Below are 20,521 nucleotides of genomic sequence, written 5' to 3'. Positions count from 1 at the left end.
TAGGAGGATGAAGAATGAAAACGATCATGATTACGGGTTCATCGTCTGGAATTGGAAGAGCAGCGGCCAAGCATTTTGCTGAACAGGGATGGAATGTAATTGCTACCATGCGTTCACCGGAAAAAGAAACCGAACTGACACGGCTTGATCATGTGCTGGTAACCAGACTCGACGTTCAGCAGGAAGAAACCATTCAAGAAGCCATCAAAACAGGAATAGAGCGGTTTGGGACCATCGATGTCCTCTTAAATAACGCCGGTTATGGCGCTATGGGTATCTTCGAGGCGGCTTCCAACGAGCAAATTCGCAAGCAGTTTGAGGTCAATGTATTTGGCTTGATGGCGGCGATCAAGGCTATTCTTCCTCATTTTAGAGCCAAGAACCATGGATTAATCCTCAATATTTCTTCGATGGGCGGAAAAATAGGATTTCCTTTATTATCCTTGTACCACTCAACGAAGTTTGCAATTGAAGGCTTCACGGAAGCAGTATCCTATGAACTTGCTTCTCAAAACATCCGTTTAAAATTGATTGAGCCCGGTGTGGTCAAGACGGAATTTTTCGGAAGATCCATTGAGCTCTTAACCGATGAGTCTTTAACAGATTATCAAAGATTCACCGAAACAGCTCAGTCGACACTACAGGAATCGGCAATTGCTGCTGATAACATATCCTCACCGGAAGTGATTGCGGAGGCCATCTATCAGGCGGCAACAGACGGAACAAACCAGTTCAGATATGTTGTCGGTGAAGATGCAAAAACATTTTTGAACCACAGGAAAGAGATCGGCGAAGAAGCTTTTGTCCAGCATATGGCCCAACAGTTTTCCTGACATCAGCCAAAATGGCAGCTACATATTAAGGTCTCTGACCGTCAGAGGCCTTTCTTGTTTTTATCGTTACTCTTGAAACGGGTTTTCACCCGAATTGAGAAAAATTCCTTCTATATATATATGGCTCAATCACAAAAAATGCATATAGCTGCAAGTGTGGTTTTAACAACTGTTTTTTTACCTGAAAAATACAGATGAAATGTGCCAAAATGCTGATGTATCAAATAAAATTTCTGTCAAAGTATCCGAATTTGCTCATGCTTTGTTTTGGGACTTATGACAAATTACACATGTTTAGGTAAAAATATTGTCTAAATTTGGATGCTCGATTATACTAAACGTGATAATTGTTAAAATTTGAAATAGAATGCCCGTGAAAGGTGGTGACAAATTCGGACGAGCGGCGGCAATTTCGATCATAGCAGCTTGAGGAGAGGATCTAAATACATCGCAACAAGAGCTTTCTTACTGGAAAATAGGGAGGACAACCATGAAAAGAAAAATCAAAATAGGCAGTAAGAGTCTGAAAATTTTGCTGGCTTTTTGTATCATCTCGTACATTCCATTTTTTCCTTTAAACCATCAAAGTGCCAATGCAGCAGAGGGCAACTGGTTGACTTACAAATTTGATGGATTCTCCGATGCAACGATCAATCAATTTACCGTAAATGGTGCTGCCGAAGTTCCTGGTGGGGCGGATTTTATAAGGCTGACCCCGGCAGTTACAAGCCAAATGGGGACAGCTTTTCACAACAAGGCGCTTTGTCCCAGATATAATTATTCATTCAGTACAGCCTTTTCATTTAATATTAGTAATGTAGGCGCTGGGGGTGCAAGCGACGGTTTGACCTTTACGGTCCAGGGTGGTACAACATCCGACCCGGGGTCCATTGGTGGCAGTTTGGGATTTCACAATATTTCACCCAGTTTTACTGTCAAATATGATACCTTCCTAAATCCGGGCTCCGATCCTTCTGCCAACTATATTGGCATTGCTGAGAATGGGGCTTACCTGAATCAGCCCGGTTGGTATACTGATTTGGATCAGTATAATACCGCGAATGGTACCAATTATGCATTATCTAACGGAACCCAGTATTATACATGGATCGACTATGATGGTGTATCCCAGAATGTTCAGGTTCGTCTGGGTACTTCGCCGGATCGGGCGAGTTCTGACAAAATACTGGATGTGAATAACATAGACCTTGGCGCCAAATTTGATGGAAAGCCTTTTCATGCCGGTTTTACCGCGGCAACAGGGTCCCCAAATTACGAGACTCATGATATCAATAGCTGGTATTTTGTAAATGAATACGCACCTATTGAGACGCTTGATCCGCAAAATGATTACATAGTGAACCGGCCGCCGACCATGTCAGATGACACACAGACGACGACGGTGAACACTCCGCTCCCGGGACAAGCAGGCGGTACGGACCCGGATAGTGACAGCTTAACCTATCAAGCTGGTACCCAGCCAAGTAATGGCACGATATCCGTTAATACCGACGGAACCTGGATCTATACTCCGGCTCCGGGCTTTATTGGTGAGGATAGCTTCACCGTGATTGTGAATGACGGCAAATGCGAAACGACAGAAGCAACGACTACCGTTAAAGTGGAGCCGCCAGCCAACCAGCCTCCGATAGTTCAGGAAGGCAATGTAACGACAGAAAAAAATACTCCCGTCTCAGACGCGGTCTATGCGGCAGACCCGGACGGAGATCCTTTGACATTTACCAAAGGATCGGATCCGGAGCACGGGGATGTTACGGTGAATCCTGACGGAACCTGGACGTATACGCCCGACCCGGACTTTGTTGGCGAGGATAGCTTCACCGTGATTGTGGATGACGGCAAAGGCGGTCAAACGGAGGTTACAATCAACGTTGGTGTGGGAGAGCCATCGGCTCCGCCAGCCAATCATCCTCCACTGGCTGCGGGTGATAATGTAACAACAGAAAAAGATACTTCTGTGTCGGACTCCGTATATGGAACGGACCCGGATGGGGACCCTCTGACATTTACCAAAGGTAATGATCCGGAGCACGGGGAAGTTACAGTTAACCCGGATGGAACCTGGACCTATACCCCTGACTCTGGCTTTGTCGGCGAGGATAGCTTCACCGTGATCGTGGATGACGGCAAAGGCGGTAAGACGGAGGTCACGATTACCGTCGGTGTAACGGAACCAACTGCTCCGCCAGCTAACCAACCTCCAACCGCTTCAGTTGACAAAACAACGACGGACAAAGGTAAATCCGTATCTGGTGCGGTCTATGGAACAGACCCGGATGGAGATCCATTGACATACACCAAAGGCAAGGATCCGGAGCACGGGGAAGTTACGGTGAACCCCGACGGAACCTGGACCTATACCCCTGACCCTGGCTTTGTCGGAGAGGATAGCTTCACCGTGATCGTGGATGACGGCAAAGGCGGTAAGACGGAGGTCACGATTACAGTCGGTGTAACGGATAATGGAGGTTCCGGCGGTTCCGGTGGCGGAGGAGGCGGCGGTTCGTCGAATGACGACAACGATGATTCCCGCTCCCCTCAGCTTGAATCTGAAAAAACTGCGGTGGATGTAAACGGAGGCAGCATCGAAGTCGGCGATACGATCGAGTATACGATCCGCGCCCGCAACACCGTTTCGAGCAGCCAAGTCACGAACATGACGATCTCGGACGACCTGCCAGAACAGCTGGAGTACGTACCGGGTACGATGAAAGTAGATGGCGTGTCCGTAACAGATAGCAATGACAGCGACAAAGGCAAGTATGTGGAGGGCACTGTGACAGGCAGCTTCGGTACTGTGACGGATACGGACTGGCATACGGTAGTGTTCCAAGCGAAGATTACCAAGGGAGAGAAAGGCGGCAAGATCGAGAACGTTGGTGAAGTCAGCGGGGGGAATGTAGGCACTCCTGACAAGCCAAGCGAAGAGATTACGATCAACGACCCGGCTCCTGTCCTGGAGTCCGAAAAAGCTGCGAAGGACCTCAATGGCGGTACAATTCAGGTCGGCGATGTGATCGAGTACACGATCCGAACCCGCAACACCGTGGAAGACAGTGTCGTTGAGAAACTGGAGATTTCGGACGCACTTCGCGCTGAATTGCAATATGTGCCTGGTACGCTGAAGGTGGACGGGGTTACCGTAACGGATGCTCAGGACAGCGATAAGGGGCATTATGTTAACAGTGAGGTTGTAGGCCAATTCGGCGACGTTACGGATACGGACTGGCATACGATTGTGTTCCAGGCTAAACTGGTTGCTGGACAAGTCGGCCAAACCATTGAAAATGTCGGTGAAGTCAGCGCGGGCAACCTGAAAGATGCGGACTCGCCATCTGAAGACATTATCATTGGCAGTGGAAGCGGAAGCTATCCGGGCGTATCTGGAGAACCGAACAACGGCTCCTCTTCCGGCAATGCGGGCAACGCGAACACCCCGGGATGGGGAGGCTCTGATTCTGGTTCTACAGATTCCAGCCAATCCGGCGGAGCAGGTGGAATTGGAGGAACAGGACAATCCGGCACATCGGGTGACTCGGTGAACGGAGGCGTGTCCAGAGACGGTAAAGGTACTGGCAACAAGCTGCCGGAAACCGCAACAGATATGTACGGCTATCTGCTCGCAGGAGGCATTATCCTGCTGGCAGGCCTGATCTTACTGAGAAGAAAGAAAGCATAAGAGTAAGGTTTAAAACGGCTGCCCTTCAAGACATGTGACTTGAGGGGCAGTCTTCTATTATAATGCTTCATATTTGGCCAGCAATTCAGCAAGCATCCGCTTCATGCACTCGATCAGTTCCGGAGGACCTTTTACCGTCGCTTCATTTCCCCAACCAATAAATAACCGGGCCAGATAGGGAATATCCAACTTCGGAACCTCACCCTCCAGCCACCCGCCCCCGTCCTCCCCTAGACGCAGTAGGGAAGCCAACCACATTTCCGTCTCTGCACGCTGCACTCCTTCTTTGCTTAGCTCCGCATAAAGACTTACACGTTCTTCCCCCAAGTGCGCGAATGCCGCCTTGTTGCCCAGGTGAATATGCTGAAGATCCACAGGTTGCGTACCGGAGTCATCGTACTCGGCAGACTGGATTTTGTCGCAGCGGAACACACGCAGATCTTTGCGCAGAAAGCAGTAAGCAGGGCAATACCATAAGCCATTGTTGGCGTAGATGCCGATGGGCTGTATTTTCCTGCAGGACTTTCCTTTCTTGGCTTCATAATCTATAACCACGATCTTTTGCTGAATGGCAGCATCGAGCAGGACAGCCAAGAAGGGTGCATCCGCCTGTCTTGCCGGAGTTACGAAATCAACCCGGTTCTTCATTTGATCGATCCGGTCTCTGATGTCGCCGGACATATAATTGTAGAATTTGCTCAGCACAGAGGCGGACTCCGTTTCAAAGGGAATGGACACATAGTGGCGCAGGGCATGAATGGCGAAAAAAATAGCGACAGCCTCATGCTCTGTAAACGCGATGGGAGGCAGTATTCTTTCCCTCAGCACCTGATAGCCGCCGTGGGGTCCCACTTCCGAATATAAAGGAACACCCAGCTCGCTCAGCTCCTGCAGGTCCCGCAGAATCGTCCTCGTGGATACCCCGAATTCGTTAGCCAATTCCTTGACGGTAAACTTTCTTTTTCGATTCACGGTCATCATTAATTCCATCAGCCGCTTCGATTTGGACATTGATTTCACCTTTTTCTCATTGACTATGACAAGAGTTGTCACTATTATCGGCTACAATTGAAATCGAAGCAAGCTGGTCTAACAAGGCCGAAATAACAACTACTTACAAAGGAGATGTCGGATTATGAGTTTAAAAGCCATTCCTTTTATCATGCTGAACGGAAATGCGAAAGAGGCGATTCAATTCTATGAAAAAGCACTGGATGCGAAGCTGCTTTTTAGCCAAACCATGGGAGAAGCGCCTGATCAGGACGAAAATCTTATTCCGGAAGAGGCCAGGGATCGTGTGGCCCATGCTGTTTTGCAAGTAGGAGAGACGGGGCTATATGTTGCTGATGTATTGCCCGGCGAAGCTGCTCAATCCGGGAATCAATTATCCATTTGCTTGACAACGGACGATGCTGAATATTCCAAAAAAATCTATGAATTGCTGCAAGAAGGCGGTCAAGTGAAGGTACCGCTGACTGAGTATTATTTTAGCCCCGCTTACGCGATGGTGACGGATAAATTCGATGTAACCTTTCAAATCTTCACCAAGCGTACATCGTAATCAATTAGCATCTAAGCAATACAGATAAAAGCGGGGTGGTGCGTTTGCACTACCGGTTAGGAAAAGGTCTAAAAGGCTTGTGCGAAACGCAAGGAATATATAAAAGCACGGCCTGCCGGGAATAATCGGAAGCCGTGCTTTTTCTCGGCATTCACTTACTCAATCAATCCCAGAGAAAGATAGTCTTGAATGCCAGCAACCCCGTCCACTGGAAGTCCATTCTTCTGCTCGTAGGCTTTGAGCGCGGCTTCGGTGGCGTTGTTGAATTTGCCTTTGACCTCCCCCTTGTAAAATCCTGCGCTCCGCAGACGGGACTGGATCAGCTGTACATCCCCGCCGCTGTCGCCTTTGGCCAGACGCCTCGGATTTTCCAGCGATCTTCCGAGGACATGTCCCCCGAAGCTCACTTTGGTGCCGACATTCACCCATTCATACAGCTCCTCCACATTCCGATTAAGCATCCGTATGCAGCCGTGGCTTGCATTGTGCCCGATGGAAGCAGGCCGATTCGTCCCATGAATGCCATAGATCCCCCACGGAACGCTCAACCCGATCCACCTCGTACCGAAGCCTTTGCCCCAGTTTTTGTACTTATTGATCACGGTATACTCTCCGACAGGCGAAGGAGTATTTGGTTTTCCCAGTGCAATGGGATATTTCTTGATAAGCCGGTCGTCGGAATATAACAGCAGCTGATGGTGCAGGGGATCAATCCGAATATGTACATTATCGTGGGAATTGAAAGGCTCGGCAGCCGGTATTGGATCAAGCGCCGCCAATAAATGAATGGTCAACCACAGCTTGTGCAAAAACATGATGCATTAATGTGCTCCTTTCATCTGCTTTCTTAACGGTTTTGATCATTATACAGCTTGTCTATTTTTTGCTCGATTCGGGCCAGCCTCCGCTTCGATTGCCTGTATACCGCATATCCGATGGCGGCTTTGATCAGAAAGTAAATCAGCGCCGCAGCGGCAATAAGTACATAATTGTGCATGATTCGATCCAGCCAATGCTGAAGCCGCTCCACCTGCAATCACCTCTGCCCTTTATAATGCCATCGGGGAGTGGAGTTTATCCTTTTGCCGGGCGGGGAAAATGGCTTTAAATGCTTGTTCAGGAACATGAGTTCGAACTATACTAGAGGAAGGATCAAGACTTAACTATCAAAGGTTGATGCATACTTGGCTCACACACCACGAGGAAAAATATCGCTCAAGAAATTGTTACCCGGTATCGTTATTCTCGCCTTTCTTCTGATCATGGCCATTGCCGTCACGGCTTCTTATCAATCCCAGCGGCAGCTTCTATATGAAAGAACGCTTGCGATGAATTACTCGTCAGCCGAGCGGATGGCCATTACGATGGACACACTGTTCTCCACGATGAGGGATAGCCTTTCCGCCGTCGCGGACCAGATTCATGATAAATCGGACATTGCGGAGGCCCAAAGACAGCTGGAGTTTCTGGACGCCAGCAGCAATTATTTTAACTCCATCATCTGGGCGGATGAGCGGGGCTTCATATTGAGTGTTGCCCCATCTTCACTGGATGCCATCGGGAAACGGCCAACCACCCAGGCGGTCAAGCAGGCGCTGACTTCCCGGCAGCCGGAGCTATCCGCGCCTTATATGAGCACAACCGGCCGTATGATCGTTCTTATGTCGGAACCCGTTTTCGACGAGAAGGGCAAATATATAGGATTTATCGGCGGGACGATCTATCTGCAGGAAGAGAATGTCATTCACGAAATATTTGGTGACAACAGCATAGATACAACGGGAACGTATTATTATGTTGTAGATCCAAGCGGTAAAATTGTGTACCATCCCGACAAGGCACGAATAGGCGGAGATGTCAGCACGAATGAGGCTGTCCGGGAGCTGGTGCATGGACAGAACGGCCAGGAGCTGGTTAACAATACGTATAACACTCCCTATTTGGCTGGTTATGTAACTGTATCTGAAAACAAATGGGGGATTGTTGTCCAGTCCCCGGTCAGCATGGTGGCGGAGCAGCAGAAACGCCAGATCACGAAAATGGTGCTCTACATGATTACCCCGTTTCTGCTGGTGATGGCAATCACGGTATTCCTGGCGCGCAGGCTCACAGCTCCGTTTGTAAATCTGGCGAATTTGGTGAACAAGGCCGCCTCTGGAACAGCTTTGCTCGAAATCCCGCCTCAGAAGCATTGGAACCGGGAAGCCGATCTCCTAACCCGGGCAGTTGTCTCCTCGGTGAATGAGATGCAGAGGCAGAATCAGCTATTGGCATACACCGCCATGATAGACCCGTTGACAGGTTTGCAAAATCGCAGATCCGTGAGGCCTGTTCTGGAGCACTGGATGGAAGAAGGGCAGTCCTTCTCTCTCGTCATGATCGATATCGACAGGTTCAAGGTGATCAACGACAATTACGGGCATCAGGCCGGGGACGAAGTGCTGCGCTTTTTCGCCAGGACGATGCAGACTTATGTACGGCCGGACTATCTGTGCAGCAGATGGGGAGGAGAGGAATTTGTGATCCTGATCCCCGGGAGTTCCCCGGAGGAATGTTTTCCACTTGCCGAGCAGCTGCGGGAAGGCCTGGCAAAGTCGGAGTCTCCCATTGGCATCCCTATTACAATTTCGGCAGGGATCGCCGGCTTTCCGTACCATTCGACTGAAATTGACCAGCTGTTCGAGTGTGCAGACAAAGCTTTGTATGAAGCGAAGAAAAGCGGCAGAAACCGCATTGTAATTTATAGTTAATTGTATGTACGACGCAGCTGCCAGCGGTAGGAGCTGCGTTTTTTGCTGTAAAATCTGTCGGCAAATGTCTGTATGATCCCCGCATTGAAAGGAAATCATTTGATTATACAGTTTCTAACTATTAAAATTATAGGTAATTCACTACATAGAGAGGATTGGATTCATGGGGAAAACTCGCAAAAAAAAGATGAGACCTGTCGATTTATTGCTGAAATTCATTTATATTACGGCAGGTGCCGTGCTGGCAGGTGTGGCGCTGGAGTTGTTTCTTGTTCCGAACCAAATTATTGACGGCGGCATTACCGGTATTTCATTGGTGCTGACTAATGTGACCGGCCTGCCACTGGGGATCTTCCTGTTTGTTATAAACCTGCCGTTTCTGGCGATCGGATTCAAGCAGGTAGGAAAGGCCTTCGCCATTTCCGCGCTGTACGGGATTATTGTGCTGTCCACTACAACTACATTGCTGCACCATGTGGAGGCTTTTACCAAGGAGCCCCTTTTGGCGGTATTTTTCGGGGCATTGCTGCTTGGTATTGGCGTCGGCCTGGTGCTGCGGGCAGGAGGGACTACGGACGGGGCTGAAATTGTGGCTATTCTGATTTCGCGGAGAACGAACGCATCCGTCGGACAGGTCATACTGGGCATCAACGTGGTCATTTTTATCGCCGCCGGCTTTATTTTGGGCTGGGATGCGGCAATGTATTCGATCTTTACGTTCTATATCGCTTCGAAGGTGATGGATATTGTCGTTGAAGGTCTGGATGAATCCAAGTCGGTTACCATTATCACGAGCGATTATGAAGAGGTGGCCGAAGCAATTATGTCCCGGCTGGGACGAAGCACCACTTACCTGTACGCTAGAGGCGGCTTCACCAAAGAAGACACTCAGGTGATTTACTGCGTCGTGAGCAGGGTGGAATTATCCACGCTGAAGACCGTCGTGCGTGAAATCGACCCGAAAGCCTTCATCGCCGTTGAGGATGTGGCTGATGTGTCCGGGGGAAGCTTTACGAAGAAGCAGGCTCATTAATTCCCGACCCCCTGGCTGTTTACAAGATTACGAACAGCATGTCTATGGTGTTTATCCTGATGGTGCCCATCTTGTCCTTGCTCTACAGGAAGGGATAACAATCGTTGAACGGGCGTAGAAGACCGGTGTCGGATGAGACATCGGTCTTCTTGTTTTGCTCTGAATTTTGCGTTGTAGGACTAAAGACTGACGGGTTATAATGGAGTGGCAATTTGATCCATGGAATACATGTTATTTTGAGGGGGAGAAGGGGATGTTTAAAAAAGCGGCGGCGGATATGCTGGGACTCAGTGACATCGGCTCGGTCATCAGACGGGAAGACTATGACAAGGTGGACGCGGATGACTATGTCATGCATGAGGACAATGAACGAATTTATTTTCTCATCAAGTCCAAGGCGGACGAGTATTGCTTCACTAACCTGGCATTAATTCATCTGGATGGAACAAGCGCGATCAGCAAGAAACGTATACTGGCTCGTTATCCGTATGCGCATTACCCGATCCGTGAGGTGTTCATGGAAACGGCGGGAACAGTGGATCTGGACGTGGAAATCAAATTCAAGATCGGCGAACAGCCATTTTCCATTGACGTACATAAGAAGTATATTCACGAAATTAAGGATCTTTATAAATCTTTGCTCAAAATTGCTGAAATCACATACGAGAATAATTTGAAGTTGCAGCAGGCACAACAGAGCCTGGAAATCGCATCCTCCGTGCTGGGGCAAACCAACAAACTGGATGCCAACCTTGTCGAACAGTTTAACGGCATTAAACAGTCTGCCTTCGAGTGGATGACGGAATCCCACAAGCAATACAAACAGAAGGATTTTGGTGCAGTATTCGAGCGTTATATTAATCAGTAACCGTTGCAAAAGAACCAAGCCCGGCGGGAAGGCCGGGCTATATTTATATGAAATGAGTAATCGGAAAAATCCTTTGGGAGTTAAACGATGAAAACAGGAGCGGAAGTTATAATTTAGCGAAAGTAAAAGGATTATTTGTGACACATGTTTGACTTTTTGGTGACACCGCGCAGCGTTTGATGGTGTCCTGCCGACCGTTTTGGTACAATTAGGCTAAACCTGCCGGACGCATATTTAAGGGTCTTGCCATTTGGAGGTATAATATGTTGGTGGAAATCTTGCTGTACTGGCTTTTGTTACTTGCTGCTGCGGCTTGCGTGGTTGTTGTATCGGGCAGAAAAAGGATCGCCAGTCTAATTGTTCTTGCCCCGATCGTTTTATTCTGTACCCTGCTGTTGATGCAAACCGCCAGCTATAAGGGGCAGGATGCGAACATCGGCCTGGGGCTTACAGTGTTCCTGATATGGGCGATTACAGCGCTGCTATTTATCCTGGCCGCAGTGATGTGGTTGTTAAAGCGCAGGAATAAAAGTTCTTAAGAGAAGGGCTGTTCTGAGCAGTGTTTGTTTCTGCTGCGGGACCAGTCCTTTTTTTACATAAAAGATACGGAATGAGAATAATAATAAAGCTGGCTATAATTTTTTTCACGCTCGGTGTTTATTGCAGGGTTCGCTGTGGGTATAAAAGTGGTAAGGAGGCGAGTGCGATGACAGAACAAATGTCCCATTTGCTGTACATTATCTTTTTATCAGTGCTTGCGCTGGGCGGCATCGGCTTGATTGGCTGGTGGATGATTTCTATCGGCCGCAAGGAGAAAGACAGAGGCTGACTAATCCTACTGAGCACATACGCAGTTTCCATCCGGGGGCTGCTCTTTTTCTGTCCGGGGACTTGAATAAAACGCATGATTTTGTATATAATAAGAACAAATGTTCTTATTTTTTATCCGGGGACGGATCGTAAGGGAGGAGCTTCGTATGCTGCCTGATTTTGAGCGCAAGCTGTTGCGTATTCTGTATAACTTCTTTGCCCAGCACAGGCGGATGCCAACGGCAGCGGAGCTATCGACCAGAACGGGCCGGCAGCCGCGTGATATCACAGCCGGTCTGCTGCACCTGGAGCAGGAGAGATATATTCAATGGGATAACCGGTCTTCGACCCAGCATGTGGTCATGCTGGAGGGATGGGAACGTCCGGAGCCGCGCCAGTCTTCGCCTGTACGAATGGAGAGAGGCAGTCGCGGGACTTCTGCCGTCGAGGACGGCACAAGGTATTGGACGGAATACTAGCATAGCCTATGTCAAGAATCTAAGGTCGAATGTCGAAAAATTCCCAGAAATTAATGTAATCTTAAGATTCATATCATATAAATTTAAGGTTGGGGCTCTATAATGACTGTATTAACCCCTTTTTCATCAAGTGCTCTTGGGCCCTGCCGCAGTTTGGCAGGGTCATTCTTTTGTATATAATAGAAAAGCCCCCGGAGTCATACTCCGGAGGCTGGTGCAACGCTCAGTACTTACACACCATTGTGCGGCGCTGCCGTATAGTTAACCCCTGCAATAAGGGATGCTGATTCCATAAATGGTTTTCCAAACGACGAAAGCCCTGCCTCTCTTCCATCCTTGCGGCTCCGATGACCGCGCCAGTGTGAATGCAAAACATACTGCAAAAGCTCAAAATTCTACTCTTAGGGTTATTGATAAAATTTGAAAATGCTCCTCGCGGTGTTAGGAGTTACTTGTTGCGTGGAATCATATGGGGTTAAAAAACACTTTCTTATTATAGCAAGTCTTTTACATAAAGTAAATAGTTATTATTTTTCTCTATCAAATCACTTAGCACTTTATTGGAAAAATTGGTATTTTTCTTGTCGAAAGATGGAAAATTCGTATATGATATAACAAGCAGTGAGTCCTGATTAACAACGGAATATGGTACAGCGGGAGTGAAATTATGGAGTTTACAAAAATGTTCCTTATAAATCTCGGTATGCTGATCGCTGTTGCCTATTTGGCCAATATTACTTTTAAATATGTTCTGAGCAGGGCATCGGCCGGAGTAAAATATATTTCCTCGATATTGCTCGTCGTATTTTGCGGCTGGATTTGCTCGGTATTCGGCTTCAGCATGAACGGCCAGGTGGTGTTCGAATTAACATTCGTTCCTTTAATTATCGCTTCACTGGTCTATCTCCACGCTTCCTCGCTTGTCATCATCGGTGTGGCAACCGGCCTTGCCCTCTTTACCTTCGGCGTCAACGAGGCTTCTGTCGCGGGATTTGTCAATTTGTCCATCCTCGGTTTGCTGGCAGCCGGGCTCAACTATTGGATGAGAAAGACGGATTACCGTTTGATGATCAAGGCCTCGGTCAGCATACTGGCCATCAATCTGGTTAATGAGCTTAACATTGCTATTTTTGATGTCATCCCTTTTGATCAATACCTTACGAAGGTTGTACCGTTTACGCTGCCGCTGGGTATTGCGCTCAGTTATCTGATCGCGTTCATTCTGCGTGATTTCCAGCTTGAGCAAAGACGGAAATATCAGATCGTTCAGGCTAACCGCAGACTGTCGAAGCAGAAGGAGCAGCTGCAGAAAGCAAAGCTGGCGCTGGAAGAACGAGCACAGCAGCTCATGAGGGCGTCACAGTATAAATCGGAGTTCATGGCGACGATGTCCCATGAGCTGCGCACACCGCTCAATAGCGTGATTAACCTTGCGCAGATGATCGCTGAGCAGGGGAAGGACATGGACGAGGATGATCTGAAGCAGTACAGCAGCATTATTTATGCTTCCGGTCAGGATCTGCTGCAGCTGATCAACGACATTCTGGACCTGTCCAAGGTTGAGGCGGGCAAAATGGAAATTACGAAGGATGATATCAGCGTCGAAGAGCTGCTGCAGATCATGTTTATGCAGTTTGAGATGGCGGCCAGCAACAAAAAGCTGGAGTTCAAGCTGCAGTTTGAAGCAGATGCGCCGCTCCGGCTGTATTCGGATTCGCAGCGGGTACAGCAGATTCTGCGCAATCTGCTGTCCAATGCGTTCAAATTTACCCATTCGGGAAGCGTGATGCTGGAAGCACGCTCTGAACGGCTGGCGGAGCCCGGAAGAGAAGGGGACTGGCTGGTGCTGTCGGTGATCGATACGGGCATTGGCGTCTCGAAGGGCAAGCAGCATTCCATATTTGAAGCTTTCCAGCAGGCGGACGGCTCCATCAGCCGCAAATATGGCGGGACTGGTCTGGGTCTGTCTATCAGCCGGGATCTGGCGCACTTATTGGGCGGGTTCATCCGTCTGGAAAGCGTGGAGGGCTCTGGCAGCGTGTTTTCTCTGTATTTGCCGTTGGAGGAAGCTGCGGAGAAAGATGAAGACAGGGGCTAATATAAGCATTGACATATGCTTGTTTAAAATTTTAATATTACTTAGAGTTCTAAGTTTTTTGGAGGCGAACAGCGATATGGAATCAGAAGGGCAATTGTGGGAACAGGAAGAAAGCACGGCACTTCAGATTAAAATGACGTTTATAGCCATCCGCCGGGAAATCGGGGCTGCCCTGCGGCCGCTTGGCCTGACTTCCCAGCAGGCGCAGACGCTGCATATTCTTGCCACAGCTCCCGGAGCCACCAACGCTGATCTGGAGAAGCTGCTTTGTATTGAAAAGCCAAGTGTAACCAGTCTGATTAACGGCCTTGAAAAACGGGGACTTGTCGTTCGCCGTGCGCATTGTGCCGATGCGCGGGTGCGGGAGATTTTTATTACGGAGCAGGGGAGGGAGCTGCACACGGCTGCGCATAAGCTTGTGGCAGAGGTAAAGAAACGTACGGAAAAGGCGATTTCCAGGGAAGAAGCGGCTGTGCTGCATCAGCTGCTGCGACGGATCCGGGAAGCTTACGAAGCATAGCCTTTTTTGAAATACGAATATGATATGAACAATACAGCTCAAGAAAGGATTTGAAAAATGGATAATGTACAAGCACGGTCGAATGCCGACAAGCTTATGCTGGTGCTGGCGTTCACGCTCGTTTTCTCCGTTATGAATGCAACCATGTTTAATGTGGTGATGCCGATCATTCGGGAGGAATTCGGGGTAAGCGCGTCACAGGTAAGCTGGCTGCTGACGGCATACATGATCGTGTACGCCATCGGTTCGGTGGCATTTGGCAAACTGGCTGATAAGTACCGCCTGAAGGATCTGTTGACCTTTGGCCTGGTCTTTTTTGCTTTGGGATCGATTGTGGGGCTTGCCGCCACACATTACTGGATGATTATTTTGGCCCGTGTGCTTCAGGCTGCGGGGGCGTCGGTTATCCCGGCTACGGCCATGATCGTTCCGGTACGCTATTTTCCGCCTGAGAAGAGAGGAAGAGCGCTTGGTACGGTAGCCACTGGTTTGGCCCTGGGAACCGCGCTGGCGCCCATCGTATCCGGGTTGATTACCGGGTTTGCCAGCTGGCGGTTTTTGTTTTTGTTGTCGGTCCTGCCACTGCTGGCTCTGCCGTTCTTCCGCAAATATCTTGATGACCAGACAGGTACGGCCAAGAAGATTGATTTTATCGGAGGGCTGCTTTTGGGGGCCACGGTAGCTTTGCTGCTCATGTCGATTTCCATGGGAAGCTGGCTGATGGCCCTGCTTGGACTGGTAGTGCTGATTCTTTTTATCATTCGGGTACGCACTGCCGAGGAGCCTTTTATACAGCCGGCCTTGTTAAAAAACAAGCAGTACTCCTATGGTTTGTTCATCGCTTTCCTGGCGACGGGAATGAACTTTAGTCTCCCGTTCCTGGCTCCGCAGTTTCTGAACGGGGTGAATCAGCTTTCACCGGCCATGATCGGATTGATTATGTTCCCCGCCGCCATAAGCTCGGCCTTCATGGGACGGCAAGGAGGCAAGCTGGCTGATGAGAGAGGGAATTCCTTTCTTGTGTATACGGCGGTGGGGCTGATCCTGATCTGTTTTATCACGCTGTCCATATTCGTGGGCTTGTCCCCTTATCTGATTATGTTCCTGCTGATCTTCGGCAATTTGGGGCAGACCTTCCTGCAAATTGCCATGTCAAATACCATTTCACAGACCTTGGCGAAGGATCAGGTAGGGGTGGGCATGGGCCTTTTCTCCCTGCTCAACTTCATTGCGGGTGCGGTGACGACCAGTGTGATTGGCAAAATGCTCGATGTTGGTACTTCATCCTTCCATTTGAATCCGTTCGCGCTAAAGGATAACGCTTATGTGTACAGCAATATTTTCAGTGTACTGGCTGTTTTGGCCTTGATGATTATGGTGCTGTATACACTGCAGTCGCGGATTTCCTCTCCCGGAGGGTTGAATAAGCAGTTGAAAGTAAGCGGTAAATAACGGAAGTCCGTTTGAATAGAAGAATGCACTTTGTCTGGGTTAGGAGGCGCTCCGAGAACGAAGCATTCCTGCAATCGCTGTTGACCCTCCGGGCCAAAGGCGAACGCTCCGCTTTTCCGGAATTGCTTCGTCCTCTCCGCTGCTTTGTGCGCATCCCCTAACAATAAGAAGCGATCGCTATTCAAAAGTGGACTTCCGTTATTTCTATTTTTGGAAAAAGGTCAAGAACAGGAGTGAATTTCCTCCTATTCTTGACCTTTATGTTTGTGAATAAGAAAAAGGGATGATTCTTCGACATGAGAATTCACTGTGGAGGCTGTTTTTGTGCTGCGTTATCTCCAGCAGCCTTGCAGCTTGCGCAGTAGTACGATTTGTCCGGCGTGGTATCCGTCATGCGCGATCCAGATCGCGAGATTTTCGCCAAGCGTCATCCCGTTTTGGCCTGTTACATCCAGCGCTTCGTCCTGCATCTCGGCTAGTTCTGCGCGAATGGAATGATAGATTGTCTCCGTCTCACGTACAGTGCGTTCCCATCCTTCATTATCACTCGGGTCTCCCACATCACCGAAGGTCTCATCGTTAGTGGCGGCATTGCCTGCGGGAGCCTCGCCGCGCAGCCGATTCAAGGTACGGGTGTTGTAATAGTTGATATGGTTCACCAACTGCCAGATGGTGCTGCAGCCTTCCGCGGGCTTCCAGGCCGCCTGCTCGGGGGTTAACCCTTTCAGGGCGACGGATAGAGGAACAATCCAGTCCTCCTGATCCCAGTTTTGATCCAGCTGTCTGAGAAATGTGTCGATCTGCTTGGTACTCATTGCGTGAACGCCTCCTTTTGGTTCATTACAGTAACTTTCCTGACCGGTTCTTGTTGTGGTAACTAGCAAGCATTATGAATAATGGTTACACTCATAATATAAACGATAAAAAGTGATTTGTAACCATCTATTTTATATTTTGAATGTTACAAAATATACGGATATGTGAATGAGGGGCGATATATGATGGAGTCACTGTGGATGGACTTCGCCAACAGCATGTGGCGGGACTGGAAGGGCGGAGGCCCTTCCGTGGACCGTCTGGAGCAGCAGGAATGGCAGCAGTCTTTTACAGCCAAACTGAAATATGCAGTGAACCAGCCGGATCTGGCGGAGCTGGAAAGGGCGCGGCTGCTGCGCGACCGGCTGCTCCGGTATGCCGGGAATTTGGCAGCGGGTGAGCAATTGGAGGGTTCGGACATCGAATACTTAAATGAAGTGATGGCCGGAGGGACAGTGACACGCCTGCTGATGGCTGACGGCTCGGCACTGCGGATGGTGCTGGAGCCGGCCGGCAGGGGCTGGGGTCAGGTGCTTGCGGACGTCGCGGCGGACTTTGCCCGCATGCTCTCGGAACAGGACATATCCCGTATCCGCTGCTGTGACAATCCGGACTGCCGCTGGGTCTTTTATGACGATACCCGCAGCCGGACGAAACGGTACTGTGACGACAAGCTGTGCGGCAATCTGATGAAGGTGCGCAGGCACAGGGCAAGGCGTAAAGCGGAGGCGCATAAGGAAAAGAATAGCTGACTTGAACTGCAGAGCTGGTGCCTGACGATCGGGCACCGGCTTTTCACTGCTTGCGGGGATGTTTAACTTATTCCACGTTCAAACATTGATTTCAGTGTAGTCTCTAAAATTATAAAAAAATTTTTTTTTAGGAGCCCCCGTGAAAAATAAACCGATGCGATACTTGGGATATGAGTTAGTACAGAAGTTGAACTTATACAAATTTTGAAATGGGGTGTATAATAATGAATTTGCGCGAGATGGAGAACAGGATCGAGGGCTTGCGCGAAACCCTGTTGAAGTCGGCCGCAGCCTTCGGACGGAATGATGAACGGGTGCTGAAAACTTCACAGCAACTGGATCATCTGCTCAACATTTACTGGTATGCCAAAACCAAATTGAAAAAAACCGTATGAAGCGCAAAACGACGAGAAGAGCAGGGAATCTACAGCATTCCTTCGCTCTTTTTTTCATGTTTTTTGCAACATTTGCGCTGAAACTTTGTCCGAAGAGACTTAATACCTAGAAAAATGGCCTAATAGAGCATTGACCCATGGATAATTTTTACATATAATTTCAATAAATTCAAGCATTCAACAATCCAATATTCGAGCATTCCACGTCCTAATAATAGATGAGGCAAACAATCCTATGCGATTTTGAGCGGGGAGGGAACTTTATTGGAACAGATGAATATGCTGCGTTCAGAAATTACGTCATATTTGGAACGCTCCAACTGTTCGCTTCAAGACTTCAGCAAGCTTACAGGACTGAATAAAGGGACACTCAGCGCTATTTTGAGATACCGCGACCCGAAGCCTCTTTCACTCAAGGCGCTGGATGCCATTACGGAAGCCATGGGCCATCCTGCCGGATGGCTGTATCCGTTATATTTGGATGAATGTCTGATCGATCAGAAGTGGAAGCTGTCCCGTGTCAAGGCCTATTTGCTAAGCTGTGCCCGTTTGGGGCGAACCGACTGTATTACGGCCGCGCTTCCTCTTATCCTGGATGATCTGAGCAGCATCCCTGTTATTTTTGCGGCAGGGGAGGAGCTGTACAAGGAAGGGGAGATGGAGCAGGCGGCCCTGTTCTACGAGGCTGTGGCGGAAAGCGAGCAGTTTCAGCATTCGGAAAGGCTGGCAGTCAGCCATTATCGGCTGTTTCACATTCATACCGAGACGGATCAGGAGGAGAGCCTTAGAGCGGCCATCCGTTTCGATCCTTTCCGCAAAAGGCTGCCGGAGGATGACCAGCTGGATGCGCTGCTGCAGCTGATTAACGTGTATTATTCGTTGAACCAATGGGAGCGGGTACTTGAGCTGACGGATGAGCTGAGCTCTTTTACAACAAGTATCTATACATACGACTATGATAGACAGGCCTATGATGAGAACGAGCGCAAAACGAAATACCCGCTGGTCGTATACTACGGGTATGCGTATCTGATGAAGGCCGCTGTTTACGACAAACTTAAGAAATATGCCGAGGCCAAACGGTTCACGGAGAAGTACGCGGATTTGAGCTGGTTCAAGGGGCTTGGCCCTGCGGGCTGGCAGGAGGTGGACCGTTTTAAGACATGGGCCAAGGCGAATATGCTGGCCTATGAGCTGATGCTTGGCAAAGCGGATATCATGTGGGAATACATCAGGCATATCGAGCATGATCCGGATGAAATTTTGCCAGCGTTGGAGAAAATCATGGGTGCCGCCAATGAATTTAATCTGGACGTCGACCTGATTCTGCATTACTTCAAGGGACAAATTGAGTCATATACTGACAGCCAAAATGTTACAAATAGTTACTATCACAAACAATTCAGCATGGAACGTTTTGTGAATTTTTGTTATGAAACGTCGTTATACTACTTCCAAAGATCGAATTTTGAAAATGGTGTAAAATTTATCCTGCAAAGTTTGTCATCAGCGATTAGAATGAATAACAAAGCTGGTTTTATTAAATGCGTGACATTATTCGAAGAATATCGGGGCTGCATACGTGTCGAAAACCAGCGGGAATATGAAAATATGATCAAAGGAGTGCGTAAAAATGCGGAAAACGAAAACCTGTTTGTTACTTACGCTTAGTGTGGGCCTTCTCTCCCTGACTCCTCTAGTATTCTCGGTGGCAGGCGGAATCACCACATTGACACACGGCGCAGGCGGTTATTAAGAGGCAGCCAGGCAAGAATGAATGTTGCAGAAAGCACCGGAATTCCGGTGCTTTTTGTTGTTGTGATATAATGTAGCGGTAATATGAACGCGAAGGGAGAATATTCATATGAAACCAGTCTCAACCGAGAAGGCGCCGGGCGCCATCGGACCGTACAGCCAGGCCATGCAGGCTGGCGGCTTTATTTTCACTTCAGGGCAGCTTGGTCTGGACCCTGCGACAGGGGAATTCGGCAAGGATGTCGAAGAGCAGGCGCGTTTGTCGCTGAGCAATGTCAAAGCCATTCTGGAAGAGGCCGGCAGCAGCATGGGGCAAATTGTCAAAACAACGGTCTTCCTGAAGGATATGAACGATTTTGCGCGTGTGAACGAGGTGTACAGCTCGTTCTTTGAACAGCCTTATCCGGCCCGCAGCGCGGTAGAGGTGGCCCGTCTGCCCAAGGATGCGCTTGTGGAGATTGAAGCGATCGCGCTGAAGAGCGAGTAGAATTGATACGCAGTATGCAGTTTTGCAAAATGCAGTAACTTGTCGAAGGAGGAGCCAGAAAGGTCTATGGACTGGCTCCTCTTTTTGTATTTATGAATCGATCTGTGCAGTCCATCCTATAAGTATCTTTTGGACGCCTTCCTTACTACTTTGTCCAGATGATCACCCGCTTCGCAAGCAGATTGCATCTCCGTCCGGACGGGTGGAAACAT

20 protein-coding genes are annotated in these 20,521 nt (G+C 48.9%); 16 read left to right on the top strand and 4 right to left on the bottom strand.

What is annotated here, in order from left to right; all coding sequences use genetic code 11:
* Positions 1-14: 14 nt before the first annotated feature.
* Complete coding sequence (locus ACI1P2_RS09740; protein WP_355319148.1) at positions 15-833, top strand: SDR family oxidoreductase; 819 nt, start codon at positions 15-17, stop codon at positions 831-833.
* Positions 834-1,323: 490 nt separating this feature from the next.
* Positions 1,324-4,533, top strand: coding sequence for an Ig-like domain-containing protein (locus ACI1P2_RS09735; protein ID WP_355319146.1), 3,210 nt, complete (start codon positions 1,324-1,326; stop codon positions 4,531-4,533).
* Between the two features lie 57 nt (positions 4,534-4,590).
* Here ACI1P2_RS09735 and ACI1P2_RS09730 read toward each other — a convergent pair whose 3' ends face one another.
* Positions 4,591-5,544 carry a helix-turn-helix transcriptional regulator gene (locus tag ACI1P2_RS09730; RefSeq protein WP_355319144.1) on the bottom strand — a complete coding sequence of 318 codons (954 nt, stop codon included), beginning with the start codon at positions 5,542-5,544 and terminating at the stop codon, positions 4,591-4,593.
* 124 nt (positions 5,545-5,668) lie between these two features.
* On the opposite strand from ACI1P2_RS09730, the gene ACI1P2_RS09725 reads away from it, so the two are divergent.
* Positions 5,669-6,094 carry a VOC family protein gene (locus ACI1P2_RS09725; RefSeq protein WP_355319142.1) on the top strand — a complete coding sequence of 142 codons (426 nt, stop codon included), beginning with the start codon at positions 5,669-5,671 and terminating at the stop codon, positions 6,092-6,094.
* A 155-nt stretch (positions 6,095-6,249) separates the two neighbouring features.
* On the opposite strand, the gene ACI1P2_RS09720 is transcribed toward ACI1P2_RS09725, so the two are convergent.
* Together ACI1P2_RS09720 and ACI1P2_RS09715 are read right to left on the bottom strand one after the other, a co-directional pair.
* Complete coding sequence (locus tag ACI1P2_RS09720) at positions 6,250-6,909, bottom strand: L,D-transpeptidase family protein (RefSeq protein WP_355319140.1); 660 nt, start codon at positions 6,907-6,909, stop codon at positions 6,250-6,252.
* 32 nt (positions 6,910-6,941) lie between these two features.
* Positions 6,942-7,124 (bottom strand): hypothetical protein, encoded by a 183-nt coding sequence (locus ACI1P2_RS09715; protein WP_408976186.1) that lies wholly within the window; start codon positions 7,122-7,124, stop codon positions 6,942-6,944.
* Between the two features lie 154 nt (positions 7,125-7,278).
* Here ACI1P2_RS09715 and ACI1P2_RS09710 point away from each other — a divergent pair, with 154 nt between their 5' ends.
* The 9 genes from ACI1P2_RS09710 to ACI1P2_RS09670 all read left to right on the top strand — a co-directional run bounded on the left by ACI1P2_RS09710 (position 7,279) and on the right by ACI1P2_RS09670 (position 16,104).
* Positions 7,279-8,844, top strand: a complete 1,566-nt coding sequence (locus ACI1P2_RS09710) for a sensor domain-containing diguanylate cyclase (protein ID WP_355319136.1) — start codon at positions 7,279-7,281, stop codon at positions 8,842-8,844.
* 163 nt (positions 8,845-9,007) lie between these two features.
* Complete coding sequence (locus ACI1P2_RS09705) at positions 9,008-9,877, top strand: YitT family protein (protein ID WP_355319134.1); 870 nt, start codon at positions 9,008-9,010, stop codon at positions 9,875-9,877.
* Positions 9,878-10,130: 253 nt separating this feature from the next.
* A complete protein-coding gene (locus tag ACI1P2_RS09700; RefSeq protein WP_355319132.1) occupies positions 10,131-10,745 on the top strand; it encodes a PH domain-containing protein in 615 nt (204 codons plus the stop codon).
* 263 nt (positions 10,746-11,008) lie between these two features.
* Positions 11,009-11,284: a hypothetical protein gene (locus ACI1P2_RS09695; protein WP_355319130.1), complete on the top strand. Its 276-nt coding sequence runs from the start codon at positions 11,009-11,011 to the stop codon at positions 11,282-11,284.
* 167 nt (positions 11,285-11,451) lie between these two features.
* Positions 11,452-11,574, top strand: a complete 123-nt coding sequence (locus ACI1P2_RS09690; RefSeq protein WP_355319128.1) for a hypothetical protein — start codon at positions 11,452-11,454, stop codon at positions 11,572-11,574.
* A gap of 148 nt (positions 11,575-11,722) precedes the next feature.
* Positions 11,723-12,034, top strand: coding sequence for a hypothetical protein (locus ACI1P2_RS09685; protein ID WP_355319126.1), 312 nt, complete (start codon positions 11,723-11,725; stop codon positions 12,032-12,034).
* A 667-nt stretch (positions 12,035-12,701) separates the two neighbouring features.
* Positions 12,702-14,132, top strand: a complete 1,431-nt coding sequence (locus ACI1P2_RS09680; protein WP_355319124.1) for a sensor histidine kinase — start codon at positions 12,702-12,704, stop codon at positions 14,130-14,132.
* A 76-nt stretch (positions 14,133-14,208) separates the two neighbouring features.
* Positions 14,209-14,652, top strand: a complete 444-nt coding sequence (locus tag ACI1P2_RS09675) for a MarR family winged helix-turn-helix transcriptional regulator (RefSeq protein ID WP_355319122.1) — start codon at positions 14,209-14,211, stop codon at positions 14,650-14,652.
* Between the two features lie 57 nt (positions 14,653-14,709).
* Positions 14,710-16,104, top strand: coding sequence for an MFS transporter (locus ACI1P2_RS09670; protein WP_355319120.1), 1,395 nt, complete (start codon positions 14,710-14,712; stop codon positions 16,102-16,104).
* A gap of 332 nt (positions 16,105-16,436) precedes the next feature.
* Here ACI1P2_RS09670 and ACI1P2_RS09665 read toward each other — a convergent pair whose 3' ends face one another.
* Positions 16,437-16,919 carry a DinB family protein gene (locus ACI1P2_RS09665; protein ID WP_355319118.1) on the bottom strand — a complete coding sequence of 161 codons (483 nt, stop codon included), beginning with the start codon at positions 16,917-16,919 and terminating at the stop codon, positions 16,437-16,439.
* A 183-nt stretch (positions 16,920-17,102) separates the two neighbouring features.
* Here ACI1P2_RS09665 and ACI1P2_RS09660 point away from each other — a divergent pair, with 183 nt between their 5' ends.
* The 4 genes from ACI1P2_RS09660 (at position 17,103) to ACI1P2_RS09645 (ending at position 20,309) form a co-directional block, all read left to right on the top strand.
* Entirely contained in the window at positions 17,103-17,672 is a 570-nt protein-coding gene (locus tag ACI1P2_RS09660) for a CGNR zinc finger domain-containing protein (protein WP_355319117.1), read from the top strand.
* A gap of 224 nt (positions 17,673-17,896) precedes the next feature.
* On the top strand, positions 17,897-18,067 hold the full coding sequence (locus ACI1P2_RS09655; RefSeq protein WP_355319115.1) for an aspartyl-phosphate phosphatase Spo0E family protein: 171 nt from the start codon (positions 17,897-17,899) through the stop codon (positions 18,065-18,067).
* Between the two features lie 264 nt (positions 18,068-18,331).
* The gene (locus tag ACI1P2_RS09650; RefSeq protein ID WP_355319113.1) at positions 18,332-19,738 is read left to right on the top strand and encodes a helix-turn-helix domain-containing protein; all 1,407 of its coding nucleotides are present in this window, start codon (positions 18,332-18,334) and stop codon (positions 19,736-19,738) included.
* Between the two features lie 193 nt (positions 19,739-19,931).
* Positions 19,932-20,309 (top strand): RidA family protein, encoded by a 378-nt coding sequence (locus tag ACI1P2_RS09645; RefSeq protein WP_355319111.1) that lies wholly within the window; start codon positions 19,932-19,934, stop codon positions 20,307-20,309.
* The last annotated feature ends 212 nt before the right edge of the window (positions 20,310-20,521 follow it).

Source organism: Paenibacillus jiangxiensis (genome assembly GCF_046098255.1).
GTDB classification, from domain to species: Bacteria; Bacillota; Bacilli; order Paenibacillales; family Paenibacillaceae; genus Paenibacillus; species Paenibacillus jiagnxiensis.
The sequence above is the reverse complement of the archived record's forward strand: the minus strand, read 5'-3'. Positions and strand labels throughout refer to the sequence as shown.